General features: G+C 65.0%; 23 protein-coding genes. 17 read left to right on the top strand and 6 right to left on the bottom strand.

Annotated features, from left to right (window positions below; translation table 11 throughout):
* Window positions 1-13: 13 nt before the first annotated feature.
* Complete coding sequence (locus tag AB7A72_RS21735; protein ID WP_369461134.1) at window positions 14-742, bottom strand: right-handed parallel beta-helix repeat-containing protein; 729 nt, start codon at window positions 740-742, stop codon at window positions 14-16.
* Window positions 743-1,032: 290 nt separating this feature from the next.
* On the opposite strand from AB7A72_RS21735, the gene AB7A72_RS21730 reads away from it, so the two are divergent.
* On the top strand, window positions 1,033-1,329 hold the full coding sequence (locus AB7A72_RS21730) for a cupin domain-containing protein (protein WP_312835061.1): 297 nt from the start codon (window positions 1,033-1,035) through the stop codon (window positions 1,327-1,329).
* Between the two features lie 105 nt (window positions 1,330-1,434).
* Window positions 1,435-1,842: a GFA family protein gene (locus tag AB7A72_RS21725; RefSeq protein ID WP_369461133.1), complete on the top strand. Its 408-nt coding sequence runs from the start codon at window positions 1,435-1,437 to the stop codon at window positions 1,840-1,842.
* A 46-nt stretch (window positions 1,843-1,888) separates the two neighbouring features.
* Here AB7A72_RS21725 and AB7A72_RS21720 read toward each other — a convergent pair whose 3' ends face one another.
* Complete coding sequence (locus AB7A72_RS21720; protein ID WP_369461132.1) at window positions 1,889-3,073, bottom strand: serine hydrolase domain-containing protein; 1,185 nt, start codon at window positions 3,071-3,073, stop codon at window positions 1,889-1,891.
* Window positions 3,074-3,239: 166 nt separating this feature from the next.
* On the opposite strand from AB7A72_RS21720, the gene AB7A72_RS21715 reads away from it, so the two are divergent.
* Window positions 3,240-4,130 (top strand): LysR family transcriptional regulator, encoded by an 891-nt coding sequence (locus AB7A72_RS21715; RefSeq protein ID WP_312530141.1) that lies wholly within the window; start codon window positions 3,240-3,242, stop codon window positions 4,128-4,130.
* On the opposite strand, the gene AB7A72_RS21710 is transcribed toward AB7A72_RS21715, so the two are convergent.
* Window positions 4,081-5,115 carry a DMT family transporter gene (locus AB7A72_RS21710; protein WP_312835064.1) on the bottom strand — a complete coding sequence of 345 codons (1,035 nt, stop codon included), beginning with the start codon at window positions 5,113-5,115 and terminating at the stop codon, window positions 4,081-4,083. The two genes, AB7A72_RS21715 and AB7A72_RS21710, sit on opposite strands and share 50 nt — an antisense overlap.
* A 104-nt stretch (window positions 5,116-5,219) precedes the next feature.
* On the opposite strand from AB7A72_RS21710, the gene AB7A72_RS21705 reads away from it, so the two are divergent.
* Both AB7A72_RS21705 and AB7A72_RS21700 read left to right on the top strand, forming a co-directional pair.
* Window positions 5,220-6,077: a LysR family transcriptional regulator gene (locus AB7A72_RS21705; RefSeq protein ID WP_312530146.1), complete on the top strand. Its 858-nt coding sequence runs from the start codon at window positions 5,220-5,222 to the stop codon at window positions 6,075-6,077.
* A gap of 98 nt (window positions 6,078-6,175) precedes the next feature.
* On the top strand, window positions 6,176-7,519 hold the full coding sequence (locus AB7A72_RS21700) for a HipA domain-containing protein (protein WP_369461131.1): 1,344 nt from the start codon (window positions 6,176-6,178) through the stop codon (window positions 7,517-7,519).
* Between the two features lie 36 nt (window positions 7,520-7,555).
* Here AB7A72_RS21700 and AB7A72_RS21695 read toward each other — a convergent pair whose 3' ends face one another.
* On the bottom strand, window positions 7,556-8,227 hold the full coding sequence (locus AB7A72_RS21695) for a GntR family transcriptional regulator (protein WP_369461130.1): 672 nt from the start codon (window positions 8,225-8,227) through the stop codon (window positions 7,556-7,558).
* A gap of 272 nt (window positions 8,228-8,499) precedes the next feature.
* Here AB7A72_RS21695 and AB7A72_RS21690 point away from each other — a divergent pair, with 272 nt between their 5' ends.
* The 10 genes from AB7A72_RS21690 (at window position 8,500) to AB7A72_RS21645 (ending at window position 17,573) form a co-directional block, all read left to right on the top strand.
* On the top strand, window positions 8,500-9,636 hold the full coding sequence (locus AB7A72_RS21690) for a phosphotransferase (RefSeq protein ID WP_369461129.1): 1,137 nt from the start codon (window positions 8,500-8,502) through the stop codon (window positions 9,634-9,636).
* A 23-nt stretch (window positions 9,637-9,659) separates the two neighbouring features.
* Window positions 9,660-10,910 (top strand): aspartate aminotransferase family protein, encoded by a 1,251-nt coding sequence (locus tag AB7A72_RS21685; RefSeq protein WP_369461128.1) that lies wholly within the window; start codon window positions 9,660-9,662, stop codon window positions 10,908-10,910.
* A 26-nt stretch (window positions 10,911-10,936) separates the two neighbouring features.
* A complete protein-coding gene (locus AB7A72_RS21680; protein ID WP_369461127.1) occupies window positions 10,937-11,530 on the top strand; it encodes a hypothetical protein in 594 nt (197 codons plus the stop codon).
* Between the two features lie 77 nt (window positions 11,531-11,607).
* On the top strand, window positions 11,608-11,970 hold the full coding sequence (locus AB7A72_RS21675; protein ID WP_369461126.1) for a hypothetical protein: 363 nt from the start codon (window positions 11,608-11,610) through the stop codon (window positions 11,968-11,970).
* On the top strand, window positions 11,967-13,421 hold the full coding sequence (locus AB7A72_RS21670) for a TolC family protein (protein WP_369461125.1): 1,455 nt from the start codon (window positions 11,967-11,969) through the stop codon (window positions 13,419-13,421). Before AB7A72_RS21675 ends, AB7A72_RS21670 begins: the two co-directional genes overlap by 4 nt.
* 1 nt (window position 13,422) lies before the next feature.
* Window positions 13,423-14,808 carry a multicopper oxidase family protein gene (locus AB7A72_RS21665; protein WP_369461124.1) on the top strand — a complete coding sequence of 462 codons (1,386 nt, stop codon included), beginning with the start codon at window positions 13,423-13,425 and terminating at the stop codon, window positions 14,806-14,808.
* Window positions 14,809-14,824: 16 nt separating this feature from the next.
* Window positions 14,825-15,328 carry a cupredoxin domain-containing protein gene (locus tag AB7A72_RS21660; protein WP_369461123.1) on the top strand — a complete coding sequence of 168 codons (504 nt, stop codon included), beginning with the start codon at window positions 14,825-14,827 and terminating at the stop codon, window positions 15,326-15,328.
* A gap of 26 nt (window positions 15,329-15,354) precedes the next feature.
* A complete protein-coding gene (locus tag AB7A72_RS21655) occupies window positions 15,355-15,861 on the top strand; it encodes a DUF411 domain-containing protein (protein ID WP_369461122.1) in 507 nt (168 codons plus the stop codon).
* A 38-nt stretch (window positions 15,862-15,899) separates the two neighbouring features.
* The gene (locus AB7A72_RS21650) at window positions 15,900-16,286 is read left to right on the top strand and encodes a copper-binding protein (protein ID WP_369461121.1); all 387 of its coding nucleotides are present in this window, start codon (window positions 15,900-15,902) and stop codon (window positions 16,284-16,286) included.
* Between the two features lie 69 nt (window positions 16,287-16,355).
* The gene (locus AB7A72_RS21645; RefSeq protein WP_369461120.1) at window positions 16,356-17,573 is read left to right on the top strand and encodes a leucine-rich repeat-containing protein kinase family protein; all 1,218 of its coding nucleotides are present in this window, start codon (window positions 16,356-16,358) and stop codon (window positions 17,571-17,573) included.
* A gap of 37 nt (window positions 17,574-17,610) precedes the next feature.
* Here the strand turns inward: AB7A72_RS21645 and AB7A72_RS21640 are convergent, their stop codons facing one another.
* Window positions 17,611-18,447: a MetQ/NlpA family ABC transporter substrate-binding protein gene (locus AB7A72_RS21640; RefSeq protein ID WP_369461119.1), complete on the bottom strand. Its 837-nt coding sequence runs from the start codon at window positions 18,445-18,447 to the stop codon at window positions 17,611-17,613.
* 256 nt (window positions 18,448-18,703) lie between these two features.
* Complete coding sequence (locus tag AB7A72_RS21635) at window positions 18,704-18,871, bottom strand: hypothetical protein (RefSeq protein ID WP_239812372.1); 168 nt, start codon at window positions 18,869-18,871, stop codon at window positions 18,704-18,706.
* Window positions 18,872-19,551: 680 nt separating this feature from the next.
* On the opposite strand from AB7A72_RS21635, the gene AB7A72_RS21630 reads away from it, so the two are divergent.
* Entirely contained in the window at window positions 19,552-20,334 is a 783-nt protein-coding gene (locus AB7A72_RS21630) for an energy-coupling factor ABC transporter ATP-binding protein (RefSeq protein WP_369461118.1), read from the top strand.
* Window positions 20,334-20,927, top strand: a complete 594-nt coding sequence (locus AB7A72_RS21625) for an energy-coupling factor transporter transmembrane component T (RefSeq protein WP_239812374.1) — start codon at window positions 20,334-20,336, stop codon at window positions 20,925-20,927. The genes AB7A72_RS21630 and AB7A72_RS21625 overlap by 1 nt, the downstream gene beginning before the upstream one ends.
* Window positions 20,928-20,952: the final 25 nt, after the last annotated feature.

The raw sequence follows: 20,952 nt of genomic DNA, 5'->3' as shown, positions 1-20,952 counted from the left end.
GTTCCCCTGCTGCTCAGCGCTCGTACAGCGTTGCGGTGGGCGTGCTGGGGCTGGTATTGCCCTCCAGACGATTGTTGTTATAGGTCGTCACATTGCCTGCGCTGATGCTGAACGCGGTGGCGTTGCCAAACAACGAGGAGTCGGAGAGATAGAGTTTGCTGTTGGCATCGCTCAATGAAATGCCTGCGGTGCTGTTGTTCACGATGTCAGCGCGTTGCACCAGCAACTGCGCATTGGCACCGCTCTGCACTTCAACGCCCGTTTGAAAGCCTTGAATCTGGGTGTGCTCAATGACCACCTTGGACGCGCGGCGGACCTGAATCCCGGACTGGCCCGTGCCCGCGCCTTCGACATTCAAATTTCTCAGAACCACATTGCCATTGGCGTGGACTGCCGGGTCGATATTGATGATGATGGCGTTCGTTCCAGCGGCCAGCACGCCTGCGGTGCCAGACGCTGCTCCATCCAGGGAGATAGGTTTGGTAATGGTGACTGCACCAAACCCACCGGGATCGAGGCTGTTGATCAGACCCCCGGTGGCAGTTTTGGAGATGGCTCCGGCAAAAGTCTTGCAGGGTGCCGTTCTGCTACAGGGATTGGCATCGTCCCCGACCCCGGACACCCAGGTTCGCGTGGCCTGGGCAAAGGCGGACGGCGCCGCCATGGCGCCTGCAAGGGCCACCAGCGATGCCGCCAGCAGCGGAACCCCGCGAGAATGGATCCGGCTCAGATGGATGCGCATGGCTGCCTCGTTCGCAAATGTGGATTAGTTATCGAAATGTAGCTCTACCCCTTTGTTTCCACCCTCGTGTTTACCCTGGATCGTGCCAGTGAGGCGCTTTATCACGCCGGCACCGGGCAACTGCTGACCCGCCTAAAAGTGACACAGGTGATAGGCACATCATCAAAATAAATGCACGCACGAAACCGATGCGCCCTTCGGGTAAAGTTGGTTCTTTCAGCGCATCTGCGGTGCTTGCGACGCGCACGGATGGTGGCTGCTGATTGATCGAGACTGGAAAGTAGACAAGCATGTCCTTATTTGACCTCCATGCCATCGCCGATGGTCTGCCCGCTGCGTGGCGTTCCACCGTGTTGGGCAAAGTGGGCGCGTCCAACATCAAGTTGCTGCGCATGGACCAGATGCCCTATGGCGAAGAGGTGCACGACTACAACGAGGCGTTGCTGGTCGTCAGTGGCCAGATGATGCTGGAAGTGGCCGGCCAGGCCCTGTGTGTGGAAGCGGGTCAGATGTACATGGCCGAGGCTGGCGTTCCTCATGCTGTTCTATCCGGCAGCCAGGGCATTCTGGTGATTGTGGACCTCTGACCTGCCGAACCTGGGGTGATGGGCTCGACTGCAGAGCCTGGGTCATTCCTAGCCCTGACCGACGTATCAACGCCACTGCGACGGCGTTTCTAAAAAAGGATGCGCATGAAAGTAGAAGGCCGATGCCTATGCGGCGCCATTGAATTTGAGGCAGAGGTGCAACCAGGCAGCATGACGGTCTGCCATTGCCTCGATTGCCAAACGCACTCGGGCTCAGCCTTCCGAGCCAATATCTCTGCCCCGGCGGCCGGTTTCAAACTGACCAAGGGCGTGCCGCGCACCTTCGTCAAGACGACTGCCAGCGGTACCAAGCGCAATCTGGCGTTCTGCGAGACCTGTGGCAGCCCGCTGTATGCCTGCGCCGTGGAGAATCCGCAGGCCTACTCGCTGCGCACTGGCGTCCTCCAGCAACGCGATGCGCTGGGAACCCCACAGCGGGAGATCTGGACGAAACGGCGCCGGCCCTGGGTGGCCCTTGCAGGGGTGAGCGAGACACACGACGGTCAACCCTGATGCGATGGATTTTTGGCAGCCTGGCAGTGGGGAGCCTGTGTGCCGGTCACCCCCCGAGACCCTGATACACGGCATCCCGCAGCTCTACCACAAACCGACCCGACATCCCCTCGTACAAGGTATTCGTCAGCGCCACTACCGTGAGGCCTCGGGGCCGGTCCACCCACCACGCGTGGCCGTAAGCGCCGCCCCAGCGCCAGGTGCCTGGTGATTCAGGAGAATCTGCCAGCGCGGGATCGCGCAGCACCGAGAAGCCCAGGCCAAACCCCAGACCCGGGCCGGCAGCCAGCGCCTGCCCGTGGGTCTGGTCACTTGCCATCTCGGCGACCAGATGCCCGGGCATCCAGCCATCATGGCCAGTGCGTAGTGCCTCCAGCAGCCGCAGCACATCATCGGCCGTACCGGCCATGCCTGCGCCGCCAGAGGGAAAGGCGCCCGCATCCAAGGCACGGGATGGGCTGTAGATAATGCCCACCGTGCCGTCGAACGGGGCCACCACCTCGCCCTCCTGCAGGCGATGGGGCACCGGGCCGCCATTGACATAGGGCGTTGCCAGGCGCGCCGCATCCCGGCAGACAAAGCCGGCATCGGCCATGCCCAAGGGGCGCGTCACCAACGCTTCTACCGCCTGCGGCAAGCGGTTATTGCATACCGCCTCGATCAGCGCACCGAGCACATCCACCGCCAACGAGTAACCCCAACTGGTGCCCGGCGCGTAAAGCAGCGGCACCTTGGCGATGCGGCGCAGGTTCTCCTGCAGGTCGATGCCGCTGGCATCCATGCCGTCGGATACCCCCGCTTGGGCATAAGGCCCTTGGTCGTCTGCCTCAAAAAAGCGGTAGCCCAGCCCGGCTGTATGGCTCAGCAACTGGCGCACGGAGATGCGCGCTTCGCGCCCGTCCGGCAAGCGCGGGCGAAAGGTCGGCAGCCAGGAGGTGATGGGCTCGTCCAGGTCCACTCGCCCATCGGCTACCAGCCGCATGACCGCCGCACTGACAACAGGCTTGCTGACGGAGGCCCAGCGAAACACCGTATCCTCGGCCATTGCGATGCGGGCCTCCCGGTCCGCCCAGCCAGCTGCGATGCGGCATAGCGCCAGCCCATGCTGGTAGACAAGCACCACGGCCCCCACCAGGCGCTGCTCGGCCAGGGCCGTATTCAACACCTGGGCGACCGGTGCCCACTGCGCCGCCCCGCTAGAAACACCCGGCTGTACACGGCTGTCGTGCATGTCTGAAACTGAAAAATCCATCGCATCGCTACCTTGGTTGGAACACAGGCATCAGCTTAGGCAGCCAGCGATCCCAGAAAAACTAGGATAGAGTTCCGCACTTTCAGGACTGCAATGTCCGCAATCATGGGCCGTGACACCGGTCCAGAAACGCAGGTGAAAACGCATGGATAGCCTCAACGCATTTACGGTGTTTGTGCAGGTGGCCGAAACCCGCAGCTTTACAGCGGCTGGCCGGCTGCTGGGTATATCTGCATCCGCCGTGGGCAAGAGCGTGGCGCGGCTGGAGGAAAAGCTCGGTGTGCGCCTGTTCCACCGCAGCACCCGCAGCATCACCCCGACGGCCGAAGGCCTGCTGCTGCTGGAGCGCAGCAGGCGCATCCTGGCAGAGATCGAGGCGGCACAGACGGAGCTGTCACAAGCCTCGTCGGCACCCCGGGGGCGGCTGCGGGTGAGCCTGCCCTTGGTCAGTACCCTGGTGCTGCCGGTGTTGGCCGATTTCATGCGCGACTACCCGGACATCCAGCTGGACCTGGATTTTTCCGACCGCCTGGTGGATGTGGTGGAAGAAGGCTTTGACGCTGTGGTGCGCACCGGCGAGCCGGCCGATTCGCGCCTGGTGGCCCGCAAGCTCGGCCATTTCAAGATGCTGCTGGTGGCGTCGCCGGACTACATCGCCGCCCATGGCATGCCCCGTCAGGTGCAAGACCTGCAAGCCCACCAATGCATGCATTTCCGCTGGCCCCACAGCGGCAAGCTGGAGGCCTGGCCGCTACCGCCGCCCGACAGCGGCGAGCCCGTCAACCTGCCCGTCTCGATGGTCTGCAACAACATCGAAACCCGCGCCTGCTTTGCGCTGCGGGGACGCGGCATCGCCTGCCTGCCCGACTTTGCGATCCGCGATGCGCTGGCCGATGGCAGGCTGGTGCAGGTCATGCCGGGGCTGGCGGAGCGCACCGGGGTGTTCCACATTCTGTGGCCTGCAGGCCGGCATGCAGCGCCCAAAGTCAGGGCACTGGTGGACTATCTTTGTGCGCGGATGTTTGCGGTGGATTGAGGATCGGCCAACGCCTTGTCCACGGCGGGGGCTTCATACCAAGGCCACTGCGTTCCGCATACCCAATAGCCACCCCCATCACCACCACCCCGACCATCTGCCACTCCCCCAGCCGGTGCCCAAAGTACTGCCAATCCACAAGAATGGCGACGGCTGGGTAGACAAACTGCAATACCGCAATGCGCCCTGTGGGCAGCCTGGCCATGCCGGTGTAGATCAACGCATAGGCGGTGGCGGTATGCACGAGGCCCAACGCAGCCAGCCAGGCCCAGCTGGCACCCCAGGCCGGCCAGCCCTGCGTGGCGGGTGCCATCCACAGCACGGCGGTGCCGATGGCGCATTGCCACCATGCCAGCACGCCGGCCGGCAGTGCGCGCAGGCGACGTGCCATGACGGTGACAGCCGCGGTCAAGAACGCGCCCAGCAAGCACATGCCCACGCCCCACCAGTACTGCGGCTGTGCGGCATGCGGCGATGCGGCTTGCTGCAAGACACCGGTGGCCAGCACCAGCCCGAGCATGGCCACCGCCACGGCAACTACCCGTTGGCGCCCTGGCCGCTCCCCCAGGCAGAAGGCACCGAGCACCAGCACCCACATGGGCTGCATATGGAACAGCACCACGGCCACCCCGGCAGAGATGCATTCCATGGCGGCAAAGAACAGCACCCAGCCCAGGACCATCAAGACACTGGCCAGCAACACCCAAACCGCTGTGCTGCGATCCAACCGAAGAAAGCGCAGCTGCCGGCGCCATAGCAGCCAGGCCGTCAAGCCCAGCAGCCCGAATGCGCAGCGGAACCAGGTTGCCGTCAGCGCACCGGCCTGCGCCATGTGCACAAAAATGCCAATGCTGCCCAGCAGCGCACTGCCCAGCACAAAGGGCAGCACGCCGCCAAAGGCATCGCCCGGGCTACGGGATGCCGCTTGTGAGGGGTGGTCAATGCTTGCAGCGGCCATTTGCGCTGGGTCTGGGTATCTGGTCATGGATGCCAGTGTGCTGCGTGGGGCACCCACCGAAAAGCGCATAATTCTCGCATCAGCTATTCGATTTTCGAAAACCCATGCCTGCCACCTCGCAAGACCTTCAGATGGATTGGCTCAAGTGCTTTGTCGCAGTGGTCGACACCGGATCGCTGTCGGGCGCGGCGGGCGAGGTGCACCGCTCCCAATCCGCCGTCAGCATGCAGCTCAAAAAGCTTGAGGCGGCAGTCGGCCACCGCCTGCTGGAGCGCGACAGCCGCAGCCAGCAAATCACGCCAGAGGGCCAGCGCCTGCTAGGCTACGCCCGGCGCATTCTGGATCTGCACAGTGAAGCGCAGTGGGCGCTGCACGGGGAAGAACTCAAAGGCAATGTGCGCCTGGGCGTCCCCGATGACTATGCCGCCAAGTACCTCACCCCCGTTCTCAGGCGCTTTGCGCCTCGCCATAGCGGTGTGGAGATCATCCTCAGCTGCGAGCAATCAACCGCACTGATTCCGCGCGTAGCGGCAGGCGAGCTGGATCTGGCCCTTATCTCGCGCGACCACGCCCGGCGCGGCAGCCTGCTGTTCCACGAGCCGATGGTCTGGGTGGGCTCGGAGCATTTTGAACTCTGGCGGCGCGATCCGCTGCCGATTGCCGTGTACGAAGAGGCCAGCCTGGCCCGGCGCGGCGCGCTGCATGCGCTGGCCCAGCAAGGGCGCCAGCACCGCGTGGTCTACAACAGCTCCAGCCTGGCAGGCCAGATTGCCGCCGTTGAGAGCGGTCTGGCGGTGGCGGCATTGACCCAGTGCAGTGCCCCGCCGCATTTGCAGGTGCTGGGCAGCAAGCACGGCCTGGGTCCTTTGGCGCCGATGGAGGTGGCCGTATACCGCAGCAAGGAATCGCGGCGCTCCAAAGCGGTCGATGGTTTGTACAAGCTGCTGGTGAATACCTTGCGCCAGGGACTTGGGACAGCAGCTGGCTAAAGGCCATCGCCACCGCCATAACACACCAGATTTCATATTCATATAAAATTCTTGATCTATTCAGCACTCCCCTCATGTCTGCCCCCCTTCGATCTCCGATGACCGATCTTCACCAGGCCATTCAACGCGCACTGGCCAGTGGACCGCGCTCGGGCCAGCAGTTGCTGGAGTCGCTGGGCATCAGCCAGCCGACACTGTCTCGAACTATTCGCGAACTATCCGCTGCGGTCAGCATGTTTCGGGAACCGGGACAGCGCACACCCCAATACGCGTGGTTGCGCAAGCTGCCGCTGGGGCTCAACCCGCGCCAGCGTGTCTATCGCTTTCTGTCGACCGGCCACATCGTTCCGTACGCAGATCTGGAATTTCTCGCCGGCGGAGGGACCCTGGAGCGCCAGGAGGCAGGCGCCATTCGCCTCTACGAAGGCCTGCCGCCCTATATGATGTTCGCGGCTCCCTCGGGTTTTCTGGGCCGCCAACTGGCCCAGACCGCTGCGCGCAACCAGCCTTTTCCGGCCAGCCTCAACGACTGGAGCGACGACCACCGCATCGCCTTTTTGTTTACCCAGGGGCTGAACCTGCCGGGCAACCTGATCTTTGGCGACCAGCCTCTGCAACGCGAGCTGGATCTGCTGCGCCAGCCACGCCAGCAACCGCAGGACAAGCTCGGCATCTATGTGGGGCTCGCACAGCAACTCAAGCATGAATCCTATGGGTCGAGCGCCGGCGGCGAGCAGCCCAAGTTCCTCTGGATAGCCGAGGATTCGGGCTCGGTCATCGTCAAATTCGCAAAGCTCGGCAGCCGCATGGCCGAGTTGCTGCCGCTGGAGCATTTGGCACTGTCGGCACTGGCCGATGTCGGGGTGCCCGCCGCCAAGACCCAGATTCTCGTGGCAGACGAATATGTCTTTCTGGAAGTGCAGCGCTTTGACCGCGTGGGCCAACAAGGACGCTTGGGCATGCTCTCGGCAGGCGCCGTGGATGACGAGTTCTTTGGTGCGCGCGATACGTGGCCGGAGTTCGCTGCACGCTGCGTGCACGCGGACTACTTCAGCGCACAGCACGCCCAGCGTGTGGCCGTGATGGCTGCCTTCAGCGAGCTGATCGGCAACACCGACCGCCATTTTGAAAACATCTCGCTGCTGATCGGCGACGATGGTGAATACCTGGGCATCGCACCGGCCTATGACATTCTGCCGATGCGCTACGCGCCCATTGGCGGAGGACTGGATCCGGCGCTGGTGCCGATCGAGCCCCAGGTCAGCACCATCGGCGCCGTGCCCCAGGTCTGGAGTCTGGCGGCCCGCGCCGCCGATGCGTTTTGGCAGGCTGCCAGCCATGCCCAGCTGGCGGCGCCTATCTCAGAGGCGATGCGCGAGCTGGCGGCGCGCAACCGCGAGGTGGCGCGGGCATTTGCGGCCCCGCTGCTGCCCGCGCAGTAAGCCAGCTCAACAGCTCGGTGTTATGGCCCGCAGGGCTTACCTGCCCGCCTCCGCGTGTCCAAACCGCTCGTAAATCGACTGCCCACCAGACAGCAAATCCGTCTGAATCGCCACCCGCGCAGCATGCGGATCGTTGCGGCGCAGGGCCTCGACGACAGGGTAATGGTGGTCGATCATGCTGCGGCCGCCTTCGCTGTAACTCTGGGCAATCAGCGGCCCCATCTTGAGCCACAGGCCGTAGAGGATTTCGGACAGCAAGGGCATGCGCGCCAGCTGACACAGCGTAAAGTGAAAATCCTGGTTCAGCGCAATGGCCTGGGCGATGTCGCCGCGCCGCACGGCCTCTTCGTTGTGCTGCACCTGTTCGGCCAGGCGCTGCACTTCGTCGGCGGTGGCGCGCAGGGCCGCCTGGCTGGCGGCCATGCCTTCGAGCTCGACACGGATATTGCGGATCTCCAGGTACTCGTCCAAGGTCAGGCGCCGCACCCGTATGTCGCGGGGGCTGAGCATCACCAATACCCCATGCTGCACCAGCCGCAGGATGGCATCGCGCACGGGCGTCACGCTGGTGCCCATCTGCGCGGCCAGCTCGCGTATCTTCAGGCGCTCGCCCGGCAGCAGCTGCCCTTTGACCAGCGCCTGCGCCAGCTGGGCGTAGATCTGCTCGCCCTTGCTCTCGGTGTTGACACTCTCAAATCGCTCTGCCATCTGCCATTGCTCCCGCTGGTGTTCTTGTAGGCACTGCAGTCGGCAAAAACGATGCACACCTTGCGCCGACCCACACTGCAAGATGCATCATAAGCAAAAATGCGCGCACTCAGGTTTACCCGGATGCCTACCTTCATGGTTGCTGTTCCAATCAACCCATCCCATTTATGATGCATCAAACATCAAATTAATACCTTGCCGCTTTGACCTGGCCGCAAGCCATCCGCACCCTCTTTGCCAAAGCCTCCCGCCTCGCACCACCTGCCGCCGCCATGAAACGCCCCCCGCCAGCTACTAATTCCGCCCCGCCTGATGAACCCGATGCATTAGCACAAGCCAGCCAAGCCTTTCTGACGGCGGTGCCCCAAGTCAGCGCAGAACAGGCGGCGGCCCTCGCTTGTGAGGCCTATGGCATTCAAGGCAAAGCACAAGCCCTGTCCGGTGAGCGGGACCGCAACTTTGTGATCCGCTCGGACAATGGCTGCGCCGTCACCCTCAAATTCATCAGCACGGCCGAATCACTGGCGGAGACGGAGATGCAGATCGCCGTGCTCAAGCACCTGGCAGGCCGCTGCGCCGTGCCTGTGCCATTGCACTACCCGCTGCGACGCACTGCCACTGCCAGCAGCATCGCCAGCACTGATTGGCTGGACTGGTGCAGCCCCACCGGTGAACTGTTGCGGGTACGCTGCTATAGCTATCTCGATGGCAAGGCGGGCAGCGAGCTGCAGCGCCATGCCAGCGCCTGGCAGGCCTGCGGCCGGGCGATTGCCCAGTTGCACGGGGCCATGGCAGACTTTGACCACCCCGCCACCGAGCGGCCTTTTTTATGGGATGCACGCCGCGCGCCGCTGCTGCGCCCCTGGCTGGAGGTGGTAGAAGACGCCCAACTGCGCACGCAGATTGCCGCTTTTTGGACGGCCTTTGAGCAGCGGCTGGCACAGTTGCGCCCGCAGTTGCCCATGCAGACCATCCACAACGACCTCTCCCCCAGCAACCTGCTGAGCAGCGACGATGGCCTGGGCATTGCCGGCGTGCTGGATTTTGGCGACATGCTGCTGGCCCCGCGCGTGGCCGATCTGGCCATTGCCGCCTCGTACCAAATGCCGCTGACGGACAGGCCCGAAGCTGCGCTGGCGGCGATGCGGACCGGTTATGAAAGCCTGCTGCCGCTGACGGCTGCCGAGCAAGCGCTGCTGCCCGATCTGATCCTGGCGCGGCTTACACAGCGCATGGTGATCACCGCCTGGCGCGCCCGCCTTTACCCGGACAACCGCGTCTATATCCTGCGCAGCCAGGCCACCGCCACGGCCTTGTTCAGCCGCATGATTGGCGACTGGCTGCAGCGCCATGCCGCCCCTGCCGCTGAGCGCGCAGCCAGCAGCGCAACGACTCCGGCCACTGCCTGACCCGACTTTTGGAGCACCACGCCATGCCAACCCTTTCCGCAGACGACCAGCGCCTGCTGGCGCGCCGCCAAAGCGCGCTCGGCCCCTCTTACCGCCTGTTCTACGATGAGCCCCTGCACCCGGTGCGCGGCGAAGGCGTCTGGCTGTTCGATGCCGGGGGCCGCCGCTACCTGGATGCCTACAACAATGTGCCGGTGGTCGGCCATGCCAACGCAGCGGTCAACGCGGCGCTCATCGCCCAAAGCCAGCTGCTCAACACGCATACCCGCTACCTGCATGACAACGTGGTGCAGCTGGCCGAGCGCCTGCGGGCGCTGTTTCCGGCCGCGCTGGACACCAGCGTCTTCACCTGCACCGGCAGCGAAGCCAATGACCTGGCCTTGCGCGTGGCGCAGGAATATACCGGCCGCCAGGGCCTGGTGATCACCCGCCATGCCTACCACGGCGTGACCATGGCGCTGGCGCAGTGCTCGCCGTCCCTGTGCCCGCCGGCAGCGCATGTGCAAGTCATCGACCCGCCCGCCTTCCAGGGCATGGATGCGCAGGCCGCCGCCGCTGCCTTTGCCCAGCGCGTGGATGCTGCCGCCGACGCGCTGCAGGCGCGGGGCACGCCGGTCAGCGCCTTGCTGCTCGATACCGTGTTTGCCAGCGATGGCGTGCACATCGATGCCGCGCCCATCCTGCAAGCCGCTGCCCAGGCGGTGCGCAAACGTGGGGGTCTTTTCATTGCCGATGAGGTGCAAGGCGGCTTTGCCCGCACAGGCCGCTGGTGGGCCTTTGGCCGCGAATCGGTGGTGCCCGATATGGTGACCATGGGCAAACCGATGGGCAATGGCCACCCGATCGCCGCACTGGTATTGAAGACACCGCTGATGGAGGTATTTGGCAAGCGCTGCCGCTACTTCAACACCTTTGGCGGCAACACGGTATCGGCCGCAGTAGCGATGGCCGTGCTCGACGAGCTGGAGCGCATGGATGCACCCGCCCATGTGCGCCGCGTGGGCGGCCATCTGCAGCAGGCACTGCAGTCGCTGGCGGCGCAGCACGCCAGCATTACGCAGATACGTGGCGAAGGCCTGTACTGGGGCGTGCAGCTGCAAAGCGGCAGCCTGGCCAGCGCTGTCGTCAACCACCTGCGCCAGGCGGGCGTGCTGATCAGCACCAGCGGCCCGCTGGGCGATACCCTCAAGATCCGCCCGCCACTGCCCTTTGAGACCGAGCATGCCGATCTGCTGACCTCGGCGCTCGACGAGGCCTTGCGTGTACGGGCCTGAGGACTGCCTGCTGGAGCGGCCGAGCAGTGGCACCGCCGTCCGGCCACGCTTTGCCCGCACCGCTGGCACCGCTGGCACCGCTGGCACCGCTGGCACCGCTGGCACCGCTGCCACCGCTGCCACCGCTGGCGTGCAGCTTGCGCTACACTCAGCCGCTGTGGAACTTTCCGAACCCTGCGCTGTCTGACCCCACCATGCGTGCCTGTTTGTCCCTGTTGCTGATGCTGATGCTGGCCTTGCGCGGCCTCATGGGCGACGCCATGGCCATGGGCATCGTCGCACCGGTCATGCCTGTGGCGCTGGCCGAACACCACGCCAGCTGCATGCTGGACCATGCCGAGCATGGCGCAGCAGATGCCCTCCAAACCCCCCGCCACTGCGCTACCGGGATCGATGCCACGGGCCATGGTGACCACAACAGCCATGGCCAACACAGCGAGCATGACCCGGCCCAACACGGCGCCAGCTGCTCGGCCTGTGGCATCTGCCACTCGGCGGTGGACCTGTTCAACGAAGCGGGCTTTGCTGCCCTTCCCGCCTCTTTGCTGGCCCGCGCCAGCGGCAGCGCGCCCTTTGCCAGCGCGCTGCTCGCCCAAGTCTCCAAACCACCCATTTCCTGATCGCTGACACCCGAGGTGCGTCCGCATGGCAGCTGCCGTGCAGGCGTCTGCTTTGACCACGCTTTCAGGAGAACCCTATGCGCACTGCGCATGTCTTGCGCTGGCTTGCCGGCGCGGGCGGGCTGGCTGTCACCAGCTGGCTATCTGCCCAAACGGTGGCTCCGGCCCCCGCCGACCCCAACGCGCCCACATCGGCGCTCGAGCACCGGCCGCTCGCCAGCGGCGGCAGCATCGTCAATGCGCCCAGTGATTGGCGCCAGGCCAATGCGGCCGTAGGCGCGTTTGCACGCGGCCATGCCGATGTTGTCGCCTGGGAAAAATCCCAGGCCACCCCGGGCGCCGCCCAGGCCATACCGGCCGGCTCAACGGCGCTGCCCGGCCATGGCGCGCATGGCGAACACAGCGCCCATGGCCAGCACGGCGAAGGAGGCCCGCGATGAAGCGTCTGAGCCTTCGCCTTTCCACCCTCGCCGCCGCGCTGCTGCTGGCCGGCTGCGCCAGCGTCTCGCCCGATGGGCTGCGCAGCGATGTTGCCCAGCGGCTGCAAGGGCGCCTGCCCGACCATGCCCAACTGCCCGCCCCCGATGCACAGGGCCAGCAATCGGCGCAGATGCAGATCGACGCCTGGCTGCAGCAACCGGTCGATGCGGACACCGCCGTGCGCATCGCGCTGCTGAACAATCCCGGTCTGCAGGCACAGCTGGCGCAACTGGGCATTGCCGATGCCCAGCGCGTGCAGGCCATCACCCTGCCCAACCCCAGTCTGACCTTGGGCTGGTTTCGCAATGGCCATGAGCGGGAGCTTGAACGCAAGCTGGGCTTTGGCCTGGTCGATCTGCTGACCCTGCCCTGGCGCAGCCGCTGGCAAGGCTGGCAGATGGAGCAGGCCACGTTGGAAGCGGCGCAGCAAACCTTGCTGCTTGCGGCCGACACGCGCCGCGCCTGGCTCAACGCCGTGGCCGCCGAGCAGGCTCTGGCTGCCCATACCCGCATGCATGAGGCAGCCGCACTGGGCGGCGAGCTGGCCCGGCGCATGGCGGCGGTGGGCAATTTCAGCAAACTGGACCAGGCACGCGAGCTGGCCCAGCAGCAGCAAGCCGCTGCGCAACTGGCGCGGGCCGCGCTGGCCGCGCAACAGGCGCGTGAGCAACTGGCCCAGCGCATGGGCCTGTGGGGCCCGCAGCTGGATTTTGTGCTGCCCCAGGCGCTGCCACCATTGCCCAAAGCGGCCAGCGAGCTGCGCAGCGGTGACGATGCCGAGGCCACGGCGCTGCGCGAGCGCCTGGACCTGGGCGCGCTGCGCCGCAACCTGGAGGTCAGCGCCGACCGCCAGGGTTGGGCCACCCTCGGCGCGGTGTTTGGCGATATTGGCGCCACCTACAGCCGCACCACCAGCACCGAGCGGGACAGCGGCCATCAGGACCGCACGCGGGGCTGGGAGCTGGATGTGCCGTTGCCGCTGTTCGACTGGGGGTCTGCCGCCAGCAGCATGGCGCGCCACCAGGTGCAGGCCAATGCGGCGCAGCTGCGTGAAAGCGCCATCCGGGCGCGCAGCGAGGCCCGCAGCAGCTGGCGCGCCTACCGTACTGCCTGGGATCTGGCCCACCAGCAGCAGACCGAAGTGCTGCCCCTGGCCCAACTGGTGCAGGAAGAAACCATCTACCGCTACAACGGCATGTTTGTCAGCGTCTGGCAGCTGCTGGCCCAGGCCCGCAGCACCACGCAGGCGGTACTGACGGCGACCGAGGCGCAGCGCGACTTCTGGCTCGCCGAGACCGATCTGCAACTGGCGCTCAGCGGCACATCGCCGCAAGCGGCAGGCGCCAATGCGCGCGCTGCCCGCAACACTGCAGCACCTGCCGCTCCCGCAACCGAACCCCAAGGCCACTGATATGCAACGCCGTCAATTCTTCTCCGGCGCCGCCTCGGCCGTGGCGGCTGCCGCCGTCAGCCCGGTAGCCATGGCTGCCCTGCCCGAGCCCGTCATCCAGACCAGCGCTGATACCGCCGCGCCGCTGGCGCCGCCCAATGGCCGGCCTTATCAGCCGGTGGTCACCCTCAACGGCTGGACGCTGCCCTGGCGCATGAACGCTGGTGTCAAGGAGTTCCACCTGGTGGCCGAGGCCGTGGTGCGCGAGGTGGCACCGGGCTTTTTTGTCAACATGTGGGGCTACAACGGCCAGTCACCCGGCCCCACGATCGAGGTGGTCGAAGGTGACCGGGTGCGCATCTTCGTCACCAACCGCCTGCCCGAAGCCACGACCGTGCACTGGCATGGCCAGCGCCTGCCCAATGGCATGGACGGCGTGGGCGGGCTCAACCAGCCCCACATCCCGCCTGGCAAGACCTTTGTCTATGAGTTCGATGCGCGCCGCCCCGGCACCTTCATGTACCACCCGCATTCGGACGAGATGGTGCAGATGGCCATGGGCATGATGGGCCTGTGGATCACCCACCCCAAGGGCCGCCACCCGCAGATTGCCGATGTGGCGCGCGACTACGCCTTCCTGCTCAGCGCCTATGCGGTGGAACCCGGCGCGATGACACCCCGCGTGGCCGAGATGACGGACTTCAACATCTGGACCTTCAACAGCCGCGCCTTTCCCGCCATCACGCCACTGGTGGCCGGCCTGGGCGAGCGCGTGCGCATCCGCGTGGGCAACCTCACGATGACCAACCACCCGATCCATATCCATGGCCATGAGTTTGAGGTGACCGGCACCGATGGCGGCCCGCTGCCGCGCAGCGCGCGCTGGCCCGAGGTGACCACCGATGTGGCCGTGGGCCAGATGCGCCAGATCGAGCTGATCGCCGACGAGCCCGGCGACTGGGCCTTTCACTGCCACAAGAGCCACCACACCATGGGTGCGATGGGCCACGATGTGCCAACGATGATCGGCGTGGACCACCAAGGCCTGGTCGGCAAGATCCAGAAGATCGTGCCCGACTACATGCTGATGGGCGAGCGCGGCATGGGCGATATGGGGGCCATGCAGATGCCGCTGCCCGACAACACCTTCCCGATGATGACCGGCAAGGGCCCGTTCGGCAATATCGAGATGGGCGGCATGTTCACCACCTTCAAGGTGCGCAAAGGCCTGCCAGCGCAGGACTACCGCGACCCTGGCTGGTACGCGCAGCCTCCAGGCACCGTGGCCTATGAATGGCAAGGCGCGCCGCTGGACGCGCAGGCGCCACGCCAGACCCTGCCCGGCACGGCGCCCGGTGCGCCCAGCGTCCACAAGCCCGCCGCTGGCAGCGGCCATGCCAACCACTGAACCCCGGAGTGACCCTATGAAAACTATTTCCCACCTGCTGGCATGCACCCTGCTGGCCAGCGCCAGCACCGCCTTTGCACACGGCAATGAAAGCCACGCCACTGCACCCACAGAGGCAGCATCTCGCCCCGCACCCCCAGTGCAAATGGACTGGGGCATTGCCGGCGATGCCAGGCAGGCCAGCCGCAGCATCGACCTGAACATGGGTGATGACATGCGCTTCTCGCCCGCGCACTTCAGCGTCAAAAAGGGCGAAACCCTGCGCCTGCGCGTCATCAACAAGGGCCAGGTGATGCACGAAGTGGTGCTGGGCACCAAGGCCTCGCTCGCGCAGCACGCGCAAATGATGCTGAAGTACCCCGGCATGGAGCATGCCGAGCCCTACATGGCCCATGTGGCGCCGCAAAAAAGCGAGGACCTGGTCTGGCACTTCAACCGCGCCGGCAGTTTTGACTTTGCCTGCCTGATCCCCGGCCACTACCAGGCGGGGATGACGGGCACCTTCACGGTAACGGAATGACGATGAACCACAGCCAGGAGCCCACCATGCGCAACCCCCATGCCTATAACCGCCGCCGCACCCTGCAGATGCTGGCAGCCGGTCTGGCCACTGCCGCAGCCACCGGCCAAGCCGCGCTGGCGGCCCAGCCAGCACCCACCCCCATCGAAGTCTGGAAAGACCCGAACTGCGGCTGCTGCAAGGACTGGATCGCGCTGATGGAACAAGGCGGCTTTAGCGCCAAAGTCCACGACAGCGGCAACAACGCCGTGCGCGCCCAGCTGGGCCTGCCTGCACGGCTGGGCTCCTGCCACACCGCGCTGGTAGGCGGTTACCTGGTGGAAGGCCATGTACCACCTGCCGATGTGCGCAAGCTGCTGCAGCAAAAGCCCAAGGCGCTGGGCATTGCGGTGCCCGGCATGCTCATCGGCAGCCCCGGCATGGACGGCCCGGCCTACGGCGGCCGCAAAGACCCGTTCGATGTGCTGCTGGTCACCAGGACTGGCGCGGGCAGCGACGTCACCACCCGCGTTTTCAGCGCCTACCGCGACTGAGCGCGCGGATCTTTTTGCATTGACATTTGGAGCATGACATGAACCACACCACCACCACCCTGGCCGCGTTGACCCTGGCTTGCAGCCTGCTGAGCCCGGCTCTGGCCCAGAACCACGCCGACCACGCCAGCCATGGCGGGGCTGCACCGGCTGCGGCCGCAGCACCGGCATCCTCACCCATGGCAGCCACAGCCGCCGATGCGGTGATGACCGCAGGCGAGATCACCCGCGTGGACAAGCGCGCCAGCAAGCTGACCATTCGCCATGAAGAGATCAAGAACCTGGACATGCCGCCGATGACCATGGTGTTCGGGTTAAAGGACGCCACGCAAATAGCGCAGTTCAACGCGGGCGACAAGGTGCGCTTTCATGTGCAGGATGAAGGCGGCAGCCTGATGATCACCCGCATTGAGCGGGCCGACTGATCATTGCGGTCCCCAGATCACACCAGATCTGGGGCGGGCATGCGCTGCCAGCACCTACACTGTGCAGCCATGCAAAGCCTTCAAGCCCTTCAAGAGCAGCTGCACAGCGGTGCGCTGCGCGGCGCCCGCCAGATCAAGCTGGCTGCGGATCTGCGTGAGTTTCCACGCGAGCTTTTTGCGCTCGCAGACACCCTCGAAATGCTCGACCTCAGCGGCAACCAGCTCTCCAGCCTGCCCGATGACCTGACCCGTTTTAGCCAGTTGCGGGTGCTGTTTGTGTCGAACAACCCGTTCACTGAACTGCCGCGCGTGCTGGGCCGCATGCCCCGGCTGGAGATGGTGGGCTTCAAAGCCTGCCAGATCCGCACGGTGACGGCCGACAGCCTGCCGCCGCAGTTGCGCTGGCTGATCCTGACCGACAACCAGATCACGGAGTTGCCCGATACCCTGGGCGAGCGCCCCCGCCTGCAAAAGCTGATGTTGGCCTGCAACCAGCTGCAGAGCCTGCCAAGCGGCCTGGCCCACAGCCCCCGGCTGGAGCTGCTGCGCCTGGCCGGCAACCGCTTTGCCGCCCTGCCGCCCGAAGTGCTGGCCATGCCAGCGCTGGCCTGGCTGGCGATGGCCGGCAACCCGATGACCTTGCACAGTGAGCAGCAGGTGCTGCAGGCCAACGCGGCAGCGGCTTGGCGCGGTGACGATCTACAGCGGCAGGAGCTGCTGGGCCACGGCGCCAGCGGCCACATCTACCGCGCCAGCGCTGTGGATGGTGGGCCCGATGTAGCGCTTAAAGTGTTCAAGGCGGGGCAGACCAGCGACGGCACGCCGCAATCAGAAATGGCGGCGGGTCTGGCAGCGGGACAGCACCCACATTTGCTGACACCGCTGGCGGTTTTGCAGGCGGATGTGCATGCCAGCTCACAAGAACTGGCGATGGTATTGCCATTGCTGCCGCCCGGCCTGCAGCCGCTGGCCGGCCCGCCCAGCCTGGCCAGGTGCACACGTGATGTCTATGCCGATGGTGCCCGGTTTTCTGCGGCTGGCGCGCAGCGCCTGCTGGCACAGGTGCGCAGTGCCGTAGCGCATCTGCATGGCCACGGCATGTTGCATGGGGATGTATATGCCCACAATATCTTGTGGAACCCAGCCACCGGCGATGCGGTGCTGAGCGACTTGGGGGCGGCATCGATGCTGGGCGAGCTGCCGGCGGCACAGCGCCTGCAGCTGCAGCAGATGGAGCTGCGCGCGCTGCAGCATCTGGAAGCCGAGGTGCAGGCGCGGATGCACTGACTGCGCCCGGCGCGCCGGGCGCAACGGGCGCAACGCTTCACTTCAGGAAAGCAGGCTTGGCGTAGCCGGGGAACTGGCTGTCCACCACGGCTTTGAACTCGGGCGAGCGGTAGGCGGCAGCCAGGTCCTGGGCCCAAGCGCTCTTTTCGTTGCCGGTCTTGACGGCGACCACGTTCAGGTACTGGTCGGGCGTGTTTTCCAGCACCACGGCTTCGCTCAGCTTCAGGCCCGAAGAGACGGCAAAGTTGCCGTTGACGACCACGTAATCGGCGTCTTCCAGCACGCGCGGCAATTGGGCCGCATCCAGCGCCAAAAACTTGAGCTTGTGCGGGTTCGCGGCCAGGTCCAGCTCGGAGATGCGGGCCGGGTTCACACCCTCCTTCACCTTGACCAGGCCTGCCTGCTGCAGCACTAGCAGTGCACGCGCCAGGTTGCTCGGGTCATTGGGCAAGGCCACCTTGGCGCCATTCTCGATATCAGCCAGGGTCTTGTGCTTTTTGCTGTACACGCCCATCGGTGCCACCGGGCCTTGCACGATGGCCGTCAGCGCCAGTTTGCGGTCGGTGGTGAACTGGTCAAAGTAGGCGCGGTGCTGGAAGAAGTTTGCGTCCAGCGAGCCATCGGACAGCGCCAGGTTGGGCTGCACATAGTCGTTGAACTCGATCAGCTTGATCTGGTAGCCCTTCTTCTCCAGCTGCGGCAGGATGCCTTTTTGCAGCAGGTCGTAGTTGGAGCCGGCGGTGGCGCCAATCTTCAGGCTCTTTTTGGCCGCATCCTGGGCCATGGCAGGCAGAGACACAGCAGCGATCAGAGCAAGGGCAGCGCCAGCCATCACGGCACGGCGCCCAGCGGCGTAGGAAAAACGAGCGGACATCAGAAACTCCGAGCAATCAGAAAACAGCTGCTGACCCGACAAAACATTTCAACGTTTTCTCGGTACCGCAGCAAAGCAGCGAGTATGAACCTGCATACTACCTTTCACTCAGAAATTATCGAAATCAGCTCATTCCAAACGCATATATAGAGCTAATGTCTCAGAAGCATCCAGCAAAAAGCCGCCTGTCGCGAAAACAGGCGGCTCGTCATGAAACGGCCGGTGCCATCAGGCATCGACCGGAGCGCTTAAGAATTCAGGGGCGGTCCCAGACCTGGATCATGCCTTGCAGCATATGCGCCAGAGAGTCTGCGGCCGCCGCCGTGGTGACGGGCCAGATCGTCAACATGAATGCCAGCAATACGGCCAGCACCAAGGCAATAAAAGAGGCTGCATCTAACCAATGGCTGTGGTGGTGAAACATGGTGAACCTCCTTTCCACCGAGACGGGTACTGCTGAACAGAGGCCTCTGCCACCCCGACATGGGATGGGAACTGTGGAATGTCTCTATTGCACCATGGGGATTCCCCGGTGTCTGTCAGAAAAGTTCTGTGCTTGTACAGCGATTTCTTGAACACGGCGCCTCGGAAACGGGCTGATAACCCCACAAGCAGCTTGGCACTTTTTGGGAGTCGATCTGCGCTCCAGAAGGCAGATCTACACAAGCCCTTTGTCCATCTCATCCGGTGCTATCTTTTTTGATATCGGGCGTCTGCCTGTCGGCATGCGTGGTGGTCGCCAGAGCCAGCATGTTGCCGCATGGTTAGGCGAACTTGCCGACATCTGTGCCTCAACATCTGGCAACCACGTGCAAAACACGGGCCCAAACCACGGCAGCGGTCACCGGCTGCGCCCCTCTGCCCCCCTGCACCGGGCCTGCGCTTGGTGCGACAATACGGCACCGCTCTGCAGGACGCCCGCAAGCCGCGTCCGTATGGGCTTTGCTACCCGTGACAGGCAGACCCGCCCACCCGCCGCGCGGCCACCACCGGCACAGGCGATGGGGTACCAAACCTGCCACCCCTACCGCCCATCGCGAAGGCGAGCACGTGTATTTTTTGAAACCAGCGGCAGCGGCTTGCGCCCTGCCTTGCAATGCTGACATGACACCCTCCTTGGCCCACACCGTTTCCGTGGCAGACATCCGCCTGAGCGATGTGCACCTCAAGCGCGGTGCACAGACGGTGTTTCAGGGCCTCAACCTGCAGGTGACCGAGCGGCGCATCGGGCTGATCGGTGACAACGGTGCTGGCAAGACCAGCCTGTTCCGGCTGCTGTGCGGGCTGGAGCATGCCTACCAGGGCAGCGTGCAGGTCGCAGGATGCGATGTGCAACGCCAGCGCGAGCAACTGCCCGGCGTTGTCGGCCTGATGTTCCAGAACCCCGATGACCAGATCATCTTCCCGACCGTGGAGGAGGAGCTGGGCCTGAGCCTGCAATACCGGGGCGTATCCCGCAAGGCAGCCATCGTGCAGGCACGGGATTTTTTGGCTGCGCGGGGCCTGGCAGACTGGGCGCCGCGCGCCGTCAGTGGCCTGAGCCAGGGCCAGCGCCAGCAGGTTTGTTTTTTGGCCATGCTGATGGCGGCTCCGCAGGTGATGCTGCTCGACGAGCCTTTTGCCAGCCTGGATCTGCCTGGCCAGGCACGCCTGTCGCGTGAGCTGGATGCTGCACCCGCCCAGGTCATCATCTCCACCCATGTGCTGGACCATGTGCGCCACTTTGAGCGCGTGCTGTGGCTGGACCATGGCCAAGTGCGCGGCGATGGGCCGGGGGCCGATGTTTGCGCGGCTTATGAGGCCGACGTGCAGGCACGCATGGGCCAGCCCCTGGATGCAGCAGCGGCAACAGCAGACGCTGCCCACACCCGACCAGGGGCGCAGTGATGGGCACGCTCTACAGCGACATCCCCAGCTGGATGCACCGGCTGCCTGCCGGGCTCAAGCTCCTGCTGCTGGCCTTGAGCAGCATCGCCCTGTTGGCGCTCAGTGATCTGCGCCTGCAAGCGCTGGCCTTTGCGGCGATTGTCTTGTTGTACGCCAGCCTGGGCGCAGCCTCCCGCCCCACGCGCCGGCTGGTAGTGGTGGCCGTTATGGCGTCCGCGCTGGTGGGCGGCCTGCATGCGGCGACCGGACAGCCCTGGCTGGGCCTGGCCAGCGGCCTGCGCCTGGTCAGCACGACGATGCTGGGCGCGATGCTGACGGCGACCACCCGTTTTGGCGATCTGCTGGGTGTGGCCGAATGGCTGCTGTCGCCGCTCGCCCGCCTGGGCGTACCGGTGGAGCGCCTGGCCTTGCAACTGGGGCTGATGCTGCGCTTTGCCGAGCAGTTTTTTGTGCAGTGGCAGCGCCTGGCCGATGCCTACCGCGTGCGCACCGGCCGCGCGGGCGGCTGGCGTTTGCTGGCACCTCTCACCATTCATATGCTCATCACCGCCCGCAAGGTGGCCGATGCGCTGGCCATTCGTCTCAAGCTCTAGCAGCGCTGCGCCCTCATCCCCTTTT

The organism is Comamonas sediminis, from assembly GCF_041107495.1.
GTDB classification, from domain to species: domain Bacteria; phylum Pseudomonadota; class Gammaproteobacteria; order Burkholderiales; family Burkholderiaceae_C; genus Comamonas; species Comamonas sediminis.
Note: the sequence above shows the minus strand (reverse complement) of the source record. Positions and strands in the feature narration are given on the sequence as shown.

Excerpts from the sequence above, each read along its gene's own strand:
- AB7A72_RS21735 (WP_369461134.1), bottom strand. The coding sequence starts at position 742 with ATGCGCATCCATCTGAGCCGGATCCATTCTCGCGGGGTTCCGCTGCTG.
- AB7A72_RS21730 (WP_312835061.1), top strand. The coding sequence starts at position 1,033 with ATGTCCTTATTTGACCTCCATGCCATCGCCGATGGTCTGCCCGCTGCG.
- AB7A72_RS21725 (WP_369461133.1), top strand. The coding sequence starts at position 1,435 with ATGAAAGTAGAAGGCCGATGCCTATGCGGCGCCATTGAATTTGAGGCA.
- AB7A72_RS21720 (WP_369461132.1), bottom strand. The coding sequence starts at position 3,073 with ATGCACGACAGCCGTGTACAGCCGGGTGTTTCTAGCGGGGCGGCGCAG.
- AB7A72_RS21715 (WP_312530141.1), top strand. The coding sequence starts at position 3,240 with ATGGATAGCCTCAACGCATTTACGGTGTTTGTGCAGGTGGCCGAAACC.
- AB7A72_RS21710 (WP_312835064.1), bottom strand. The coding sequence starts at position 5,115 with ATGACCAGATACCCAGACCCAGCGCAAATGGCCGCTGCAAGCATTGAC.
- AB7A72_RS21705 (WP_312530146.1), top strand. The coding sequence starts at position 5,220 with ATGGATTGGCTCAAGTGCTTTGTCGCAGTGGTCGACACCGGATCGCTG.
- AB7A72_RS21700 (WP_369461131.1), top strand. The coding sequence starts at position 6,176 with ATGACCGATCTTCACCAGGCCATTCAACGCGCACTGGCCAGTGGACCG.
- AB7A72_RS21695 (WP_369461130.1), bottom strand. The coding sequence starts at position 8,227 with ATGGCAGAGCGATTTGAGAGTGTCAACACCGAGAGCAAGGGCGAGCAG.
- AB7A72_RS21690 (WP_369461129.1), top strand. The coding sequence starts at position 8,500 with ATGAAACGCCCCCCGCCAGCTACTAATTCCGCCCCGCCTGATGAACCC.
- AB7A72_RS21685 (WP_369461128.1), top strand. The coding sequence starts at position 9,660 with ATGCCAACCCTTTCCGCAGACGACCAGCGCCTGCTGGCGCGCCGCCAA.
- AB7A72_RS21675 (WP_369461126.1), top strand. The coding sequence starts at position 11,608 with ATGCGCACTGCGCATGTCTTGCGCTGGCTTGCCGGCGCGGGCGGGCTG.
- AB7A72_RS21670 (WP_369461125.1), top strand. The coding sequence starts at position 11,967 with ATGAAGCGTCTGAGCCTTCGCCTTTCCACCCTCGCCGCCGCGCTGCTG.
- AB7A72_RS21665 (WP_369461124.1), top strand. The coding sequence starts at position 13,423 with ATGCAACGCCGTCAATTCTTCTCCGGCGCCGCCTCGGCCGTGGCGGCT.
- AB7A72_RS21660 (WP_369461123.1), top strand. The coding sequence starts at position 14,825 with ATGAAAACTATTTCCCACCTGCTGGCATGCACCCTGCTGGCCAGCGCC.
- AB7A72_RS21655 (WP_369461122.1), top strand. The coding sequence starts at position 15,355 with ATGCGCAACCCCCATGCCTATAACCGCCGCCGCACCCTGCAGATGCTG.
- AB7A72_RS21650 (WP_369461121.1), top strand. The coding sequence starts at position 15,900 with ATGAACCACACCACCACCACCCTGGCCGCGTTGACCCTGGCTTGCAGC.
- AB7A72_RS21645 (WP_369461120.1), top strand. The coding sequence starts at position 16,356 with ATGCAAAGCCTTCAAGCCCTTCAAGAGCAGCTGCACAGCGGTGCGCTG.
- AB7A72_RS21640 (WP_369461119.1), bottom strand. The coding sequence starts at position 18,447 with ATGTCCGCTCGTTTTTCCTACGCCGCTGGGCGCCGTGCCGTGATGGCT.
- AB7A72_RS21635 (WP_239812372.1), bottom strand. The coding sequence starts at position 18,871 with ATGTTTCACCACCACAGCCATTGGTTAGATGCAGCCTCTTTTATTGCC.
- AB7A72_RS21630 (WP_369461118.1), top strand. The coding sequence starts at position 19,552 with ATGACACCCTCCTTGGCCCACACCGTTTCCGTGGCAGACATCCGCCTG.
- AB7A72_RS21625 (WP_239812374.1), top strand. The coding sequence starts at position 20,334 with ATGGGCACGCTCTACAGCGACATCCCCAGCTGGATGCACCGGCTGCCT.